This is a genomic window from Streptomyces sp. NPDC007025 (assembly GCF_042869455.1).
Classification (GTDB): domain Bacteria; phylum Actinomycetota; class Actinomycetes; order Streptomycetales; family Streptomycetaceae; genus Streptomyces.
Genome location: NZ_JBIAFT010000016.1, coordinates 131,535 through 147,495, shown reverse-complemented (window position 1 = coordinate 147,495; position 15,961 = coordinate 131,535). Strand labels below are relative to the sequence as shown.

Here is a 15,961-nt window from a genome sequence, read left to right as displayed (position 1 = left end):
CGTCCCCGGGCGGCGGGCGGTCGGGGAGAGCCGACCCCGGAGGGCTGGATACTGGAGTCATGCGGTTGACGGACTTCTGGCAGCGGATGGCGGAGCACTTCGGTGCGTCCTACGCCGACTCCTTCGCGCACGACCATGTGATGTCCGGTCTGGGCGGCCGGACGGTGCACGACGCACTCGCCGCGGGCTGGGACGCGAAGGACGTCTGGCGCGTGGTGTGCGACGTCATGGAGGTCCCCGCGGACAAGAGGTGAGTCGTTTACCGGACGCCGTCTTCCCGGGCGCGAAACTTGCCTGGTGGGTGCACCAGGCGACGGCGACGGACAGCGGGGCGGTCGCGCCGGGGGCGGAGCCGGCCGCGGCGGCCCGGCGGCCGGGGGAGCCGGCCCGGGGGAGCCGCCCGGCCCGCGTCCCGGGCCGCGGGCCTCCGGTATGCCGGGCTGGCTGCCCCGGGCCTTCGTGCTCGCGCTCGGCCTCCTCGCCGCCTACCAGATCCTCACCTGGGCCTTTCTGCGTGTGCTCGGGCTGCTGCTGAACGTGCTCATCGCGTTCTTCCTGGCGCTGGCCATGGAACCCGCCGTCGCCGGTCTGGCCCGGCGCGGTGTGCGCCGCGGCCCGGCCACCGCGCTGGTCTCCGTCGTCCTCCTGGCCGCGGCGGCGGGGTTCTTCGGGGCGCTCGGCTCGCTCTTCGTCGAGCAGGTCAGCCGCATCGTGGAGAACCTGCCCCGGTACGTCTCCGACGTGCTCAGCTGGAGCAACGCCCACCTCCACACCGACCTGGACGTCGACAGGCTCCGCTCGCGGGTCATCCACTCCGACTGGGCGCGCGGATTCCTGCGCAGCGGGGCGCAGAACGTGTGGGGGATCTCCGCCACCCTGCTGGGCGGGGTCTTCCAGCTCCTGACGGTCGCCCTGTTCACCTTCTACTTCGCAGCCGAGGCGCCCCGGCTGCGGGTGGCGCTGTGCTCGGTGCTGCCGCCCGCGCGGCAGGCGGAGGTGCTGCGGGCCTGGGAGATCGCCGTGGCCAAGACCGGAGGGTACCTGTACTCGCGGGCCCTGATGGCGCTGATCTCCGGCGGTGCGCACTACGTCTTCCTCCAACTGCTCGGCGTGCCCTACGCCGCCGCGCTGGCGATCTGGGTCGGGGTGGTCTCGCAGTTCGTGCCCACCGTCGGTACCTACATCGGCGGAGCGCTGCCGCTGCTGATCGCGTTCACCGTGGACCCCTGGACGGCCCTGTGGGTCCTGGTGTTCATCGTGCTCTACCAGCAGTTGGAGAATTATGTCCTGCAGCCGCGCATCACGGCGCGGACCGTGGACATCCACCCGGCCGTCGCCTTCGGCTCGGTGGTCGCCGGGACCTCGCTGCTGGGGGTCGTGGGTGCGCTCGTCGCGATCCCCGCCACGGCGACACTCCAGGGGTTCCTCGGCGCGTATGTGAAGCGCTACGACGTCCCGGGCGACACCGACGGGCCGCGTCCATGGCGGAAGGGGCATAAGGGCCGTGAGAGACACGCGGGGAGCAGGAGCCGCGAGGGGCATGAGGGAAGCAGCCGATGGTGGCGCCGGGGCCGGTGAAGGCGGCGGATCGTCGACGACGCCGGGCCCGGTTCACCTCCGCCTCGGCGCCCTCATCTGCGGTTCTGCGGGTTTTCCACAGGTGTGCGGGGCGACTTGACGCAAAAATCGAACATCGATTCTTATGGAGGCTCCGGCGGAGCACGCCCGCTCAGGCTCTGGCCCAGTGAGCGCGGGTCCGGACCGATTGTCAGTGGCAGCCGCTAGCGTCGTGAGACGTGAAGCGATCGACTCAAGCAAACAACCGGGTGGCACCCATGGCAGGAACCGACCGCGAGAAGGCGCTCGACGCCGCGCTCGCACAGATTGAACGGCAATTCGGCAAGGGCGCCGTGATGCGCATGGGCGAGCGGCCGAACGAGCCGGTCGAGGTCATCCCCACCGGGTCGACCGCCCTGGACGTGGCCCTCGGCGTCGGCGGCCTGCCGCGCGGTCGTGTGGTCGAGGTCTACGGCCCGGAGTCCTCCGGCAAGACAACCCTGACCCTGCACGCGGTGGCCAACGCGCAGAAGGCAGGCGGCACGGTGGCCTTCGTGGACGCCGAGCACGCGCTGGACCCCGAATACGCCAAGCGCCTCGGCGTCGACACCGACGCACTGATCCTCTCGCAGCCGGACAACGGCGAGCAGGCCCTCGAGATCACCGACATGCTGATCCGCTCCGGTGCGCTGGACCTGATCATCGTGGACTCGGTCGCGGCGCTGGTGCCCCGGGCCGAGATCGAGGGCGAGATGGGCGACTCCCACGTGGGCCTCCAGGCCCGGCTGATGAGCCAGGCGCTGCGGAAGATCGCCGGTGCGCTGAACCAGTCCAAGACCACCGCGATCTTCATCAACCAGCTCCGCGAGAAGGTCGGCGTGATGTTCGGCTCGCCGGAGACCACCACGGGCGGCCGCGCGCTGAAGTTCTACGCCTCGGTGCGGCTCGACATCCGCCGCATCGAGACCTTGAAGGACGGCACTGACGCCGTCGGCAACCGCACCCGCGTCAAGGTCGTCAAGAACAAGGTCGCGCCGCCCTTCAAACAGGCCGAGTTCGACATCCTCTACGGCATGGGCATCAGCCGTGAAGGCGGCCTGATCGACATGGGCGTGGAGAACGGCTTCATCCGCAAGTCCGGGGCCTGGTACACCTACGAGGGCGATCAGCTCGGCCAGGGCAAGGAGAACGCCCGCAACTTCCTGCGGGACAATCCCGACCTCGCCAACGAGATCGAGAAGAAGATCAAGGAGAAGCTGGGTATCGGCGTGCAGCCGCCGGAGCCGGCCGGCGAGCCCGGCACCGACGCCGCGGACAGCAGCGCGGCAGCCCCCGAGGCGGACAGCGGCACGGAGCCGGCCAAGAGCGTTCCGGCTCCGGCGGCCAAGCCGGCCAGGACGAGCAAGGCGTCCAAGGCCGCCGCAGCCAAGAGCTGATCCGTGACACGGCGCAGCGACTGGCCGGAGTACACACCTTCCCCGGAGCCGCCCCCGGCCTCCGCCCGCTGGGGCGGCGGCCTGCCGGCGGACATCCAGGACAGCGATGGTCCCGCTCCGTCGAGGGCCGAAGCGGGACCGTCGCGTGCGTCGTCCCGGAACCGGGGGCGAGGCTCGGACGGGGAGCGGGGGTCCGGGGCGGCGGCCGAGCCCAAGGACCCGGTGGAGCGGGCCAGGGCCATCTGCCTCCGACTGCTCACCGGCACGCCCAGGACGCGACGGCAGCTCGTCGACGCGCTCCGCAAGCGGGAGGTGCCCGAGGAGGCGGCGGAGGAGGTGCTGGCCAGATTCGAGGATGTCGGTCTCATCGACGACGCCGCGTTTGCCGCCGCCTGGGTGGATTCCCGGCACCACAGCCGAGGCCTGGCCCGCAGAGCGCTCGCCCGGGAACTGCGCACCAAGGGTGTGGACTCCACCGTGATCGACGAGGCCGTCGGCCGGCTCGACTCCGACTCCGAGGAGGAGACGGCCCGTGCCCTGGTGGCGCGCAAACTGCGTTCCACCAGGGGGCTCGACCGGGAGAAGCGCCTTCGGCGGCTCGTCGGCATGCTGGCCCGCAAGGGGTACTCCGAGGGCCTCGCGCTCCGGGTGGTCCGGCGCGCGCTCCAGGAGGAGGGCGAGGACCCGGAGATACTCGACGAGCATCTCCACGGCCTGTGACGGCGGTGAGCGGGCCGGACGGCGGTCTGTAGCCGACCGCAATCCGGTGCTGCCGCACCCGGCCCGGGCAGCGCACCACGCGCCACCCGGTGCCGCGCGGCCGAAGCCGCCGTGGGCTCAGGTGTGCGCTCCCCCGCGCACCGCCTCCGCGCAGGCCCGCAGCGCGTGCGGGCGTCCCGCGGGGAAGGCCGCCGCGAGATGGCCGTCCGCGCGGATCGCCAGCACGGTGTGCGCCGCCGCCTCCGGGTAGCTCTCGGCGACCAGCAGCGTCGCGCGCAGCGGCAGCTCCGCGACGGCGGACGCCAGTTCGGGCATCATGCCCGCCGACAGCCAGTGCCTGCTGTCCCATACGCCGGTGCCCGGAGCCACCAGCAGCACCAGCAGTTCTCCGCCGGGCCCGCCCAGCCAGTCGTGCAGCGCGCCGCGGGAGCCGTCCGTCGCCGTGACGGGGATGTCGGACACGGGAGCCCCGGGGGCCGTTCCCACCGACACCGTTTCAGCACTCAGGCGCGGAGACGTCAACGGCGTGCGGGCGTAGGTAGGGGGCGCGCCCAGCAGCCCGCGCCCCAAGTGGCCGTCGGTGAGCAGCCCCAGACGGGAGCGCGCACCCCCGCCCGGGAGCAGCGCGCGCAGCCCGCCGCCGCGCCGCACCACGGGCAGCGCCTGGTCGACGGCGCGCAGCCGGGCGGCCACGGCACCCCGCCGCTCCGTCTCGTAGCTGTCCAGCAGGGTGTCCGCCGCCGCGCCGTGACCGTGGTGCCAGGCCAGCGCGAGTTTCCAGGCGAGGTTCGCCGCGTCCCGCAGCCCTTCGTCGACGGACTGCACGCCCAGCGCGCCGGTCAGATGCGCTGCGTCCCCGGCGAGGAAGACGCGCTGGACGCGCCAGTGGCGGGCCAGCCGCTGGTGAACGGTGTGCACACCGGTGTCCACGAGCTCATAGGGGCCGATACCGCCGCTGCCGGTGCCCCGCGGCCCGGAACCGGGGCCGCGCCCGCCCGCGGACCCACCGCGGCCCGGTGTCGCGGAGCTCACCGACTCCTCGGACCAGACCGCGAGAGTCTCCGCCACCCGCTCCAGCATCTCCTCGGGGGTGACCAGCTCGCCGCGCGGCGGCAGCAGCCAGTCCAGCCGCCAGCGCTCGTCGGCGAGCGGGCGTGCGGTCACCTCTCCCGGGACTCCGTCCGGGTCGCGGTGCAGCAGCGCGCTGCCCACGTCGGCGGCGCCGCGCCGGCTGTCCGCTTCGTGGCCCCCCTCCTCCCACGGCAGTCGCACCCGCAGCGCGGCGACCGCGTGCCGTTCGACCGAGGTGCGTCCCGGGAAGCGCACCCCGAGCAGCTTGCGTACGGTCGAGCGTGCGCCGTCGCAGCCCACCGCGTAGCTGCCGCGCCACCAGGTACCGGAGGGGCCCCGGGTGTGCGCGGTGACTCCGTCGGCGTCCTGTTCCAGCAGGTCCACATGGCTGCCGGTGACGATCCGCGCCAGCTTCTCGTCCGCCAGCGCGCTGCGCAGTGTCCGCTCCAGCGCGTGCTGCTCGATGTGCAGCGGTGCCTGCTCCGGGGGGAGGTCGACCCGCTCGACCGGCTGCGCGCGGCGTCGGGTGCGCCAGGAGCGCCAGCGCAGTCCGGGCAGTGCGGGCAGGACGGCCGCGGTGTCCGGACGCAGCAGGCAGGTGCGGGCCGCGCGGGCCGCCGGGACGCCGTCGGTGGAGTCCAGGACGAGGGAGGGGACGGCGTGTCGGGCGAGGGCGAGGGACAGGGCGAGGCCGGCCGGACCCGCCCCGACGACGATCACGGGGTCCACGGTGCGGAGACCTCACTGCCCTGGTGGTGCTGACGGGGGCCGGGGTTCTCCGATGGTGGAGCCTGGTGCGCGATCACGCTGGTATGCAACCCATTGCCTGAGCATGCGTCAAGTGAGGCCCTGGGACGCCGAGACGGCCTGTGGCAAGGGCGGGTGCCCTTGCCACAGGCCGTCCGGGGCCGGTGCGGTGCGGATCAGCCGGTCGGGGCGCGGGTCACTTCGACGGCGGTGCGGTGCCGTCCGGGCCCTTCGCCTCGGGTGCTGCGGGGGCGGCTGCCTCCTCCAGCTCCTTCGCCCCGGCAGGCACGATGCCGGCCTTGGAGCGGCTGCCGCGCTGCTCGACGAACTTCGCGAGCCACGCCAGGGCGAGACACAGCGAGATGTAGATGGCGCCGAAGACGATGACCGTCTGCACCGTCGGATAGACACCGCCGACCGGGGTGTTGTTGGCGATCAGACGGGCCGAGTACAGCAGCTCCGGGTAGAGGATGATGTAGCCCAGCGAGGTGTCCTTGAGGGTGACCACCAACTGGCTGATGATGGACGGCAGCATGGCGCGTACGGCCTGTGGGAACAGCACCGAGGCGGTCACCTGCGTCTTGCGCAGTCCGAGTGCGTAGGCCGCCTCGACCTGGCCCTTGGGCACCGAGTTGACCCCGGCGCGCAGCACCTCGGCCTGGACGCAGCCGTTGTAGATGGTCAGACCGAGCACGAGCGCCCACATCGGGGTCATGTGGCCGAGGATGCCCACCCACAGCGCGAAGATCGTGATGAGCAGGGGGATCGACCGGAACAGGTCGATGAAGACGACCGCCACCCAGCGCACCGGCTTGTGGTCGGACAGCCGGGCCACGCACAGCAGCACAGCGAAGACCAGGGAGAAGACGCCCGCCAGCGCGAACACCTTCAGGGTGGACATCAGGGCGTCGAGGATGTTCTCCCGGATGCCCGCGTAGTTGAAGATGTCCCACAGCTCGCCCGCGAACTGCCCCTTGTCGTAGAGCCGGTAGCAGACCCAGGCGATCAGGGCGGCGAGACCGATGCTGCCGACGACCGAGTAGACGAGGTTGCGGAAGCGCGCCTTCGGGCCGGGCGTGTCGAACAGGACGCTCGCGCTCATCGGGCAACCTCCAGACCCTTCTCCAGCAGCCGGAAGAGGCCGTTGATGGCGTAGGTGATGACCAGATAGCCGAGGGTGATCCAGATGAAGATCACGGCGATGTCGTAGCCGTCGTTGCTCAGCGTCTTCTGGATGTTGAACAGATCGACGTTGTCGAAGGCACCGGCGACTGCGGTGTTCTTCGTCAACGCGATGAATATGCTGCTCAGCGGGGGTACGACCGAGCGTGTGGCCTGGGGGAGCACCACGATCCGCATGGTCTGGGTGAACGTCATTCCGATGGCGCGGGCGGCCTCGGCCTGGCCCATCGGCACAGTGTTGATGCCGGAGCGGACGGCCTCGGCGACGAAGGACGAGGTGTAGAAGCCGCAGGCGCAGACGGCCAGGACGAAGGAGTCGACGCCGGGGAAGAGCACCTTGGGCACCACGAAGAACGCCACCAGGAACAGCAGCGTGAGCGGGGTGTTCCGCAGCACGTTCACCCAGAGGGTGCCGAAGATGCGCAGCGGAGGAACCGGAGAGACCCGGAAGCCGGCGATCAGCAGTCCGAGTACGACGGCGAGCAGCGCGCTGACCACCGTCAGCCACAGCGTGCCGAGGAATCCCTCGCGGAACAGCGCCAGGTTGTCGAGCAGTACGTTCATGAATTCTCCGCGAGGAGTCGCGTAGGGACGGCGGGAAGGGCCGGGCCGGTCACCCGGCGGTCACCCGCCGGGCGCGAGGCACCGGGAAGGGCGGGCGGTGCGCCCGCAACACCACGCCCCGCCCCGCACGGCACCGGTGCCGGGGAGCGGGGCGTGCGGCATCACTTCTCGGTGATCTCGGGCGGCGTCTTGAACTTGGAGCCGGACTTGCCCAGCGTCGCGTCGTACGCCTTCTTGTAGTCGCCGTTGTCCTCGTGCTTCTTGATGGAGTCGGCGACGGCCTTCTGCAGCGCCGCGTCGCCCTTCTTCAGGCCGACGCCGTAGGGCTCGTCGGAGAAGGGCTTGCCGACGACCTTGAGCTTGCCGGGATTCTGCGCGGCGTAGCCCATCAGGATCGCGTCGTCGGTGGTGACCGCGTCGACCTGGCCGTCGAGGAGCTGCGAGACGCACTCGGAGTACTTGCTCAGCTCGGTGACCTCGGCGCCGTACTTGGGCTTCTTGATCACCTGCAGCGGCGTCGAGCCGACGATGGAGCAGACCTTCTTGTCCTTGACCGACTCCGGTCCGGTGACCTCCTTCTCGTCCTTGCGGACGAGCAGCGAGGCGCCGGCGTGGAAGTAGGGGCCGGCGAAGTCGATCTGCTTCTTGCGCTCGTCGTTGATCGTGTAGGTGCCGATCATCAGATCGACGTCGCCCTTGGAGACCGTGGTCTCGCGGGCGCCGGAGTCGACGGTCTTCCACTCGATCTGCTTGGGCGTGAAGCCCAGATCGGCCGCGATCATCTTGGCCATCTCGATGTCGAAGCCGGAGTACTTCTTGGTCGACTGGTCCTGGAAGCCGAGGTAGGGCTGGTCGGCCTTGGCGCCGATGACGATCTTCCCGCGCTTCTGGGCCTTCTTCAGGACGGCCGAGTCGACCTCGACATCCTTGGCGACCTCGTAGGTGGGGAGCGCCTTCTCGTCCGTCTGGTCCTTGGGCTTGTCGCCCGCGGAGCCCTCCTTGCCACCGCAGGCCGCGGTGGCGGCGAGGGCCAGGACGGCGGCTGCCGCCGCTGCGGTCTTGTGGAACTTCATGGTGAACATCCCTTGCTCGGAAAGTCGTTGGCCCGGTGCCGAAGCGCTGCCCGTCCGACTGCGCGGTGCTGCCGGGCCGGGCGGTGGTTACGGGGTCATACGGGGTCACATGGCAAGCGGTGAAAGCTCAGTGGTGCAGGATCTTCGAGAGGAAGTCCTTGGCGCGGTCGCTGCGCGGGTTGCTGAAGAACTGCTCCGGGGTGGCTTCCTCCACGATCCGGCCGTCCGCCATGAAGACCACACGGTTCGCCGCCGAACGTGCGAAGCCCATCTCATGGGTGACGACGACCATGGTCATTCCGTCCCGGGCCAGTTGCTGCATGACCTCCAGGACTTCATTGATCATCTCCGGGTCGAGGGCCGAGGTCGGCTCGTCGAAGAGCATCACCTTCGGGTCCATCGCCAGGGCTCGGGCGATCGCGACACGTTGCTGCTGGCCGCCGGAGAGCTGCGCGGGGTACTTGTCGGCCTGGTTGCCGACGCCGACCCGGTCCAGCAGCGCGCGGCCCTTCTGCTCCGCCGTCTGCTTGTCGGTCCTACGGACCTTGGTCTGGCCCAGCGTGACGTTCTCCAGCACCGTCTTGTGCGCGAAGAGGTTGAAGGACTGGAAGACCATGCCGACGTCGGCACGGAGCTTCGCCAGTTCCCTGCCCTCCTCGGGCAGCGGCTTGTCGTCGATCGTGATGCTGCCCGAGTCGACCGTCTCCAGCCGGTTGATGGTGCGGCACAGTGTGGACTTGCCCGACCCCGAGGGGCCGATGACGACGACGACCTCGCCGCGCGCGATGGTCAGGTCAATGTCCTGGAGGACGTGCAGCGCACCGAAGTGCTTGTTGATGTTGTCCAGTACGACCAGCTTGTCGGTCGCGGGCTCGGGACCGCCTGCGTCCTTGGTCACCGATACTTCGCTCATCGACGTCCAGCTCCGTCCTCGTCGGTTGCGAGGACCTTAGTGAGCGGCTGCGAGGAGCGTCATCACATCTGAGCTGAAATTGAGCATAACGATCCGGCCGCATCCCGGCAGAGTGGGTATAGAGGGCAAGGGGGGACCGATCGGTTCTCCCGCGGTCCCGCCACGGCTGCTCTCCACGGCCCGCCCCGGTCCGGCCGGGCCCGCCCGGGTCCGGCGGGCGCTGCGGGCGGCGGTCGGCGTAGCGGTTGCCTGACGGCCGTCGTACCGGCTGTATAACGGATGTCCGCGCGGTCCAGGTGAGCCCTTGACTCACCTGCGCCGATCAGCGTGGATGCACTGTTGGACTTGTTCGCCGGAGGCGGTGGGAGAACAGGAGGTGCCCGGTGAAACTGCTGCTCGTCGAGGACGACGACCGCGTCGCCGCGGCGCTCTCCGCGGTGCTGGCGCGGCACGGCTTCGAGGTCACCCATGTACGCAGCGGCGCCGAGGCGCTCCAGGAGCTGCTCGTGGGCGGTCAGGAGGGGCCCGGCTTCGCCGTCGTCCTGCTCGACCTGGGCCTGCCCGACCAGGACGGCTTCGAGGTGTGCGGCCGTATCCGCCGCACCAGCTCCACCCCGGTGATCATGGTGACCGCGCGGGCCGATGTGCGCTCCCGCATACACGGCCTCAACCTCGGCGCGGACGACTACGTCGTCAAGCCCTACGACATGGGCGAGCTGCTGGCCCGGATCCACGCCGTCAGCCGCCGCACGGCGGTCGAAGAGGCGCCCCCGCCCGGCGAGCGGGCCGCCTCCCGGGGCCCGGACGAGAGCGGCACCCTGCGGCTGGGCGCCGTGCGCATCGAGCTGCCCACCCGCCGGGTCAGTGTGGACGGCGCACCCGTACCGCTCACCCGCAAGGAGTTCGACCTGTTGGCGCTGCTGGCCCAGCGCCCCGGTGTCGTCTTCCGGCGCGAGCAGATCATCAGTGAGGTCTGGCGGACGAGCTGGGAGGGGACCGGGCGCACCCTGGAGGTGCACGTGGCCTCGCTCCGCTCGAAACTGCGGCAGCCGACCCTGATCGAGACGGTGCGCGGGGTGGGCTACCGCATGACCGCCCGGGCCGACTGACCGCCGGACCGGAACCCCGACGTGCGCACCCGCCTCCTTCCGCTCCTCATCGTCCTGCTGGCCGGGGTCCTGCTGGCCCTGGGCTTCCCGCTGGCGTTGAGCCAGGCGCAGGCCGAGCAGCAGCGGGTGGTCGTCGACCGGATCGACGACACCGCACGCTTCGCCTCGCTCGCGCAGTTCGTCACCGCGACCAGCGCACCGGACGAACGCCGCGCCACTCTCCAGCACGAGCTGGACCGCTACCACGACCTCTACGGCATCCGCGCCGGTGTCTTCTACCGCGACGGCCGCACCATGGCGGCTTCCCCCGCCGGCTGGCGGATACCCGGCGAGGACAAGGCGGCCGGGCCGGAGGGGCGCCCCGACGGCGCACGCGCCTTCGCCGAGGCACTGGCCGGGCGCCGCAGCCACGACCCGCCCCAGGTGTGGCCCTGGCAGCGCGACGGCCGGATCGCTGTCGCCTCTCCCGTCATCCGGGACGGCGACGTGGCCGCGGTGGTGCTGACCGACTCGCCCACCGGACCGATGCGCTCGCGCACCCTGCGCGGCTGGCTGGCCATCGCCGTCGGAGAGGCGGCCGCCATGCTGCTGGCCCTCGGCGCCGCGCTGCGGCTGACCGGGTGGGTGCTCAAGCCGGTGCGCACCCTGGACCGGGCCGCTCATGAGATCGCCACCGGAAAGCTCACCTCCCGCGTCGTCGCCTCGGTGGGGCCGCCGGAGCTGCGCAGGCTGGCGCACTCCTTCAACGAGATGGCCGGCAACCTGGAGAGCGTGCTGGAGCAGCAGCGCGCCTTCGTCGCCGACGCCTCGCACCAGTTGCGCAACCCGCTCTCGGCGCTGCTGCTGCGTATCGAACTGCTCGCGCTGGAGCTGCCCGAGGGCAACGAGGAGATGGCGTCCGTGCGGGCGGAGGGCAAGCGGCTGGCAAGGGTGCTGGACGACCTCCTCGACCTGGCGCTGGCCGAGCACTCGGGCAGCGCGCACGTGCAGCTCACCGATGTCGCCGAGATCGCTGCCGAGCGGGTCGCGGCCTGGCGGCCCACCGCGGAGCACAGCGGAGTGGAACTGCGGCTCGAGGGGCAGACCGCGGCGACCGGGTGGGCTGACCCGGTGGCGCTCTCCAGCGGGCTGGACGCCGTGGTCGACAACGCGGTGAAGTTCACCCCGGAGGGCGGCACTGTCATGGTCACCGTCCGCGCGGAGGGCGACAGCGTGACCGTCGAGACGGCCGACGGTGGTCCCGGGCTGACCGACGAGGAACTGGAGCGCGTGGGCGACCGCTTCTGGCGCAGCAGCCGCCACCAGAACGTCTCCGGCTCGGGGCTCGGCCTCTCCATCACGCGCGCCCTGCTGGCGGGGGGCGGTGCCGGACTGTCCTTCGCGCACCACGAGCCGCGGGGGCTGCGGGTGCTGATCACCGTTCCCCGGAACGCCCCAGCCGCAGCGTGAGGATCTGGAAGGGCCGCAGCGCCACCCGGACCCTGGCCTCCTCCACCGTGTGCTGCGCCCGCGGCTCGGCCAGCGGCCGCTCCAGCAGGTCCGTCTCGGTCACCGACGTGACGGGGAAGCCGGGCGTCAGCAGCGCGCGGGCCCGGCCGCCCAGCGACTCGTAGAGGCGCACGACCACGTCGCCGCTGCCGTCGTCCGCCAGTTTCACCGTCTCGGCGACGATCTGCTCGCCCTGTTCGCCGTCGAGCACGACCAGCGGTGCGACCGGGCTGCCGTCCCCCGGCACGGTCCGCTCGGGCAGGTTGATCCAGTGTCCCTCGCGCACCGCGTCCCGCAGGGTCGCGCCCGGCGCCAGCCCGTAGCGCATCCGATGGCGGCCCTGGTCCGTCTCCGGGTCCGGGTAGCGGGGCGCGCGCAGCAGCGACAGCCGCACCGTGGTGGTCTGGCCCCCGTCGGCGCGGATGTCCCGGGTGACATCGTGCCCGTAGGTGGAGTCGTTGACCAGTGCCGCACCCCAGCCCGGCTCCTCCACATGCAGCCAGCGGTGCGCGCAGATCTCGAACTTCGCCGCCTCCCAGGTGGTGTTGGTGTGGGTGGGCCGGAAGACGTGCCCGAACTGGGTCTCGGCAGCCGACCGGTCGGCCTTCACATCCAGCGGGAACGCCGCCTTGAGCAGCTTCTCGCTCTCGCGCCAGTCGACGTCGGCCTCCATCAGCAGCAGGGGGCTGCCCGCGCGCAGCGTCACCGACTGCACCGCGGTCGAGCTGCCGAAGGACCGGCGGGCCCGGACGGTGGCGCTGCGGCCGTCCGCCGCGGAGAGGGTCACCTCGTCGGCGTGCGTGAGATCGGTGGCCGAGTGCCGGTAGAACGCGTCGACATCCCAGGCGTCCCAGTGGTTGGGCAGGTCGGGGTGGAGCTGGAGGAGATTGGCCGGGCAGCCGGGGGCCACTGCCTCCCGCCGGGCGCGCCGGTCGTACACGGAGACGACCAGCCCGCGGCCGTCCACCTCCACCCGCACCAGCCCGTTCTCCAGCGTCCAGCCGCCGCCTCCCCGCTCGGTCACGGTCACGGCCTCCTCGCCCCCGGTGCCGCCCCGGTGCGCGGCGCTGTCCTCGGCGGCCGGGCGGGCGCCGCCCGCCGGGACGCCGCTACGGGTGTGCGGGGAGCCGTTGAAGACGACTCCCCGCTCCCCGCGCCCGGCGAGCGCCCGCTGGGCCTCCTCGACGATCTCCGTCAGCTCCCCGGCGACCCGCGCATACGTCCGGCGGGCCTCCCGGTGCACCCAGGCGATGGACGATCCCGGCAGGATGTCGTGGAACTGGTGCAGCAGCACCGTCTTCCACAGTTCCTCCAGCCGCGCGTACGGATAGACGTACCCGGTGCGCACAGCGGCCGTGGCCGCCCACAGCTCGGCCTCGTGCAGCAGGGACTCCGCACGCCGGTTGCCCTGTTTGGTGGCGGCCTGCGAGGTGTAGGTGCCCCGGTGCAGCTCCAGATAGAGCTCGCCCTGCCACACCGGTGCGTCCGGATACTCCGCCCGTGCCTTCTCGAAGAACGCGGCGGGCTTCTCGACCGTGACCCGCGGCGAGCCGTCCAGATCACGCGTACGCGCCGCGCGCCCCAGCATCTCGCGGGTCGCGCCCCCGCCGCCGTCGCCGTGGCCGAACGGGACCAGGGAGCGCGAGGCGGCGCCCTTCTCGCGGAAGTTGCGCGCCGCATGCGCCAGCTCCTCGCCGCTGAGCGTCGCGTTGTAGGTGTCGACCGGCGGGAAGTGGGTGAAGACCCGGGTGCCGTCGATGCCCTCCCACCAGAAGGTGTGGTGCGGGAAGGGGTTGGTGCTGCTCCAGGAGATCTTCTGGGTCAGGAACCAGTCGGAACCGGAGAGCTTCACCAGCTGCGGCAGCGCCGCGGTGTATCCGAAGGAGTCGGGCAGCCACACCTCCTTCGTCTCGATGCCGAACTCCTCCAGGAAGAACTTCTTCCCGTAGCCGAGCTGCCGCGCCATGGCCTCGCCGCCCACCATGTTGGTGTCCGACTCGACCCACATCCCGCCCACCGGGACGAACCGGCCCTCGGCGACCTTGCGCGCGACCTTGGCGTACACCTCGGGCCGGTGCTCCTTGAGCCAGGCGAACTGCTGGGCCTGCGACATGGCGAAGACGAACTCGGGATGTTCGTCCATCAGCGCGACCATGTTGGAGGAGGTCCGGGCCACCTTGCGCACCGTCTCGCGCAGCGGCCACAGCCACGCCGAGTCGATGTGCGCGTGTCCCACCGCGCTGATCCGGTGCGCGGAGGCCCGTGCGGGAGCGCCCAGCACCGCCGCCAGCCGCTCCCGCGCCCGCTCCGCGCTGCCGGGCACGTCGGCGAGGTCCAGCGCGTCCAGCGCCCGCTCCAGGGCGCGCAGCAGCTCCCAGCGGCGGGCGTCCTCCAGTGGCAGCTCGCGCATCAGGGAGCCCGCCACCTCCAGGTCCAGGGCCAGCTCCCACACCTGCGGCTCGAAGACCGCCAGGTCCATCCGCGCCAGCCGGTACAGCGGGGTGTCGTCGGCGGTGCGGACGTCGCCCTGGCGGGTCGGCGTCTGCGGTGTATTGAGGATCGGGTTGGAGGCCGCCTCGATGTACAGCTCGACCTCCTCGCCGCCGGCCGCCGGCTCCGCGACCCGCACCCAGGAATTGCGCGGATGCAGTCCCTTGACGGGCTCGCCGTCCGCCCGGTGCACCAGCCCCTCGCACTGGAAGCCCGGCATGTCCCGCTCGAAGCCCAGGTCCAGCACCGCCTCCACGGTGCGGCCCGCCCAGCTGTGCGGTACCTGGCCCGTCACCCGGAACCAGGTGGTGCCCCAGGCCGGCCCCCAGGTCTCGCCCACGGCCGCGGGCCGGTAGGGCGCCGAGATGCCGTCCGCCGCGGGCACGGGCTCTCCCGGCGCCTCCCAGCGTGCGACGGTCAGCGGCAGTGCGGAGGTGTGGACGGCGGGCCGCACGCGCTCCTCCAGTACCCGGCGCAGCCGGTCCTCGACGGTGCGGTGGTCGTCGTGCATCGAACGGCTCCTCGGTGGGGGGCGGGGCCTGGTGCCGGCAGCGGCGTCCGGTCAGGGTTTGGCCGAGCGGTAGTAGCGGCGGGCTCCCTCGTGCAGCGGCACGGGGTCGGTGTAGATGGCGGTCCGCAGGTCGACCTTCTGCGCCGCGTGCACCTCGCGTCCGATCTGGTCCCTGCTCTTGATGACGGAGCGGGTGATGCCCTCCGTCAGCGCCGCGTCCGTGCGGTCCATGGTCACCAGCAGGTTGGCGATGGCCACCGTTTTGACGGACCGGCCGCGCTGCACGGTGGGGTAGGCGTCGGGTGCCATCACGGCCGCGCGGTAGTAGCGCATGTCGGGGCGCTGCTCGTGCAGCCGGGGGAGCAGGTCCCCGAGCTGCACCAGCCGGATGTCCGTCCGCTCCGCCAGGCGCTCGATCGCCCCCGTCGGCAGCCCGCCCGACCAGAAGAACGCGTCCAGCTCGCCCGCGGAGAGCAGGTCGGGCATCCGGTCGATGCCCTTGCGCACGGGATGGACGTCGTGGTCCATGTCGAGCCCCGCGGCCTTGAGCAGTCTCCGGGTCACCAGGGCGACCCCGGAGCGTTTCTCGCCCACGCCGACGCGGAGCCCTTTGAGGTCCTCGGCACTGTCCACCGGCGAGTCCCGGGGCACGACCAGATGCATGTAGTCGTCGTAGAGCCGGGCGCAGGCCCGGATGTGGGAGGCGTCCTTGCCGCCCTTGTCCCGGTAGGCGGCGAGCGCGTCGGAGGCGGTGATCGTGAAGTCGGCCTCGCCGGAGACGATCCGGCCGAGGTTCTGCACCGACCCCTCGCTGTGCTGCAGCGTCAGGTCGACCCGGGGCAGATCCCGGGCCAGCCGCTTCTTGAACAGGGTGCCGTAGCGCTCGTACACGCCGGTGCGCACCCCGGTGGCGAAGGTGATCTTTCCGCCGGGGGCGGGTGAGGGTGCCGGCCGCAGCCACCACACCAGCAGCCCGCACACCACGAGCACCGCTGTCGCGGCCCACAGCAGGCGCCGCCGACCGGTGCCGGAGCCGCCCGGGCGGCGCATCGGACGGGACACCGTTCGCGGACGCAGGCTGGCCATGGAAGGGGATACTG

13 protein-coding genes are annotated in these 15,961 nt (G+C 71.6%); 6 read left to right on the top strand and 7 right to left on the bottom strand.

The window, feature by feature from the left end; all coding sequences use genetic code 11:
- The first annotated feature begins 59 nt into the window (after nt 1-59).
- From ACFYMO_RS27725 to recX, 4 genes are all read left to right on the top strand, one after another.
- The gene (locus ACFYMO_RS27725) at nt 60-254 is read left to right on the top strand and encodes a DUF3046 domain-containing protein (protein WP_019360103.1); all 195 of its coding nucleotides are present in this window, start codon (nt 60-62) and stop codon (nt 252-254) included.
- Nucleotides 255-432: 178 nt separating this feature from the next.
- Nucleotides 433-1,578, top strand: a complete 1,146-nt coding sequence (locus tag ACFYMO_RS27720) for an AI-2E family transporter (protein WP_388549772.1) — start codon at nt 433-435, stop codon at nt 1,576-1,578.
- Between the two features lie 257 nt (nt 1,579-1,835).
- Entirely contained in the window at nt 1,836-2,993 is a 1,158-nt protein-coding gene (gene recA, locus ACFYMO_RS27715) for a recombinase RecA (protein WP_366774255.1), read from the top strand.
- A 3-nt stretch (nt 2,994-2,996) separates the two neighbouring features.
- Nucleotides 2,997-3,713, top strand: a complete 717-nt coding sequence (gene recX, locus ACFYMO_RS27710) for a recombination regulator RecX (protein ID WP_388549736.1) — start codon at nt 2,997-2,999, stop codon at nt 3,711-3,713.
- 117 nt (nt 3,714-3,830) lie between these two features.
- Here the strand turns inward: recX and ACFYMO_RS27705 are convergent, their stop codons facing one another.
- From ACFYMO_RS27705 to ACFYMO_RS27685, 5 genes are all read right to left on the bottom strand, one after another.
- Nucleotides 3,831-5,513 carry an FAD-dependent monooxygenase gene (locus ACFYMO_RS27705; RefSeq protein WP_388549734.1) on the bottom strand — a complete coding sequence of 561 codons (1,683 nt, stop codon included), beginning with the start codon at nt 5,511-5,513 and terminating at the stop codon, nt 3,831-3,833.
- Between the two features lie 214 nt (nt 5,514-5,727).
- Entirely contained in the window at nt 5,728-6,633 is a 906-nt protein-coding gene (locus ACFYMO_RS27700; RefSeq protein ID WP_366774253.1) for an amino acid ABC transporter permease, read from the bottom strand.
- Nucleotides 6,630-7,277, bottom strand: a complete 648-nt coding sequence (locus ACFYMO_RS27695; protein ID WP_366774252.1) for an amino acid ABC transporter permease — start codon at nt 7,275-7,277, stop codon at nt 6,630-6,632. The genes ACFYMO_RS27700 and ACFYMO_RS27695 overlap by 4 nt, the downstream gene beginning before the upstream one ends.
- A 161-nt stretch (nt 7,278-7,438) precedes the next feature.
- Nucleotides 7,439-8,350 (bottom strand): glutamate ABC transporter substrate-binding protein, encoded by a 912-nt coding sequence (locus ACFYMO_RS27690; RefSeq protein WP_366774251.1) that lies wholly within the window; start codon nt 8,348-8,350, stop codon nt 7,439-7,441.
- A 127-nt stretch (nt 8,351-8,477) separates the two neighbouring features.
- Nucleotides 8,478-9,263, bottom strand: a complete 786-nt coding sequence (locus tag ACFYMO_RS27685) for an amino acid ABC transporter ATP-binding protein (RefSeq protein ID WP_075003392.1) — start codon at nt 9,261-9,263, stop codon at nt 8,478-8,480.
- A 383-nt stretch (nt 9,264-9,646) separates the two neighbouring features.
- Here ACFYMO_RS27685 and ACFYMO_RS27680 point away from each other — a divergent pair, with 383 nt between their 5' ends.
- Complete coding sequence (locus tag ACFYMO_RS27680) at nt 9,647-10,372, top strand: response regulator transcription factor (protein ID WP_366774250.1); 726 nt, start codon at nt 9,647-9,649, stop codon at nt 10,370-10,372.
- A 21-nt stretch (nt 10,373-10,393) separates the two neighbouring features.
- Nucleotides 10,394-11,821 carry a HAMP domain-containing sensor histidine kinase gene (locus tag ACFYMO_RS27675; protein WP_366774249.1) on the top strand — a complete coding sequence of 476 codons (1,428 nt, stop codon included), beginning with the start codon at nt 10,394-10,396 and terminating at the stop codon, nt 11,819-11,821.
- On the opposite strand, the gene ACFYMO_RS27670 is transcribed toward ACFYMO_RS27675, so the two are convergent.
- Both ACFYMO_RS27670 and ACFYMO_RS27665 read right to left on the bottom strand, forming a co-directional pair.
- Nucleotides 11,787-14,861: an alpha-mannosidase gene (locus ACFYMO_RS27670; RefSeq protein WP_388549730.1), complete on the bottom strand. Its 3,075-nt coding sequence runs from the start codon at nt 14,859-14,861 to the stop codon at nt 11,787-11,789. The two genes, ACFYMO_RS27675 and ACFYMO_RS27670, sit on opposite strands and share 35 nt — an antisense overlap.
- A 51-nt stretch (nt 14,862-14,912) precedes the next feature.
- On the bottom strand, nt 14,913-15,947 hold the full coding sequence (locus tag ACFYMO_RS27665; RefSeq protein WP_388549727.1) for a TAXI family TRAP transporter solute-binding subunit: 1,035 nt from the start codon (nt 15,945-15,947) through the stop codon (nt 14,913-14,915).
- Between the last annotated feature and the right edge of the window lie 14 nt (nt 15,948-15,961).

What these genes read in the sequence shown, in the direction of transcription:
- recA (WP_366774255.1), top strand. Translation starts at nt 1,836, where the DNA reads ATGGCAGGAACCGACCGCGAGAAGGCGCTCGACGCCGCGCTCGCACAG.
- ACFYMO_RS27685 (WP_075003392.1), bottom strand. Translation starts at nt 9,263, where the DNA reads ATGAGCGAAGTATCGGTGACCAAGGACGCAGGCGGTCCCGAGCCCGCG.
- ACFYMO_RS27695 (WP_366774252.1), bottom strand. Translation starts at nt 7,277, where the DNA reads ATGAACGTACTGCTCGACAACCTGGCGCTGTTCCGCGAGGGATTCCTC.
- ACFYMO_RS27665 (WP_388549727.1), bottom strand. Translation starts at nt 15,947, where the DNA reads ATGGCCAGCCTGCGTCCGCGAACGGTGTCCCGTCCGATGCGCCGCCCG.
- ACFYMO_RS27720 (WP_388549772.1), top strand. Translation starts at nt 433, where the DNA reads ATGCCGGGCTGGCTGCCCCGGGCCTTCGTGCTCGCGCTCGGCCTCCTC.
- ACFYMO_RS27670 (WP_388549730.1), bottom strand. Translation starts at nt 14,861, where the DNA reads ATGCACGACGACCACCGCACCGTCGAGGACCGGCTGCGCCGGGTACTG.
- ACFYMO_RS27700 (WP_366774253.1), bottom strand. Translation starts at nt 6,633, where the DNA reads ATGAGCGCGAGCGTCCTGTTCGACACGCCCGGCCCGAAGGCGCGCTTC.
- ACFYMO_RS27725 (WP_019360103.1), top strand. Translation starts at nt 60, where the DNA reads ATGCGGTTGACGGACTTCTGGCAGCGGATGGCGGAGCACTTCGGTGCG.
- ACFYMO_RS27690 (WP_366774251.1), bottom strand. Translation starts at nt 8,350, where the DNA reads ATGAAGTTCCACAAGACCGCAGCGGCGGCAGCCGCCGTCCTGGCCCTC.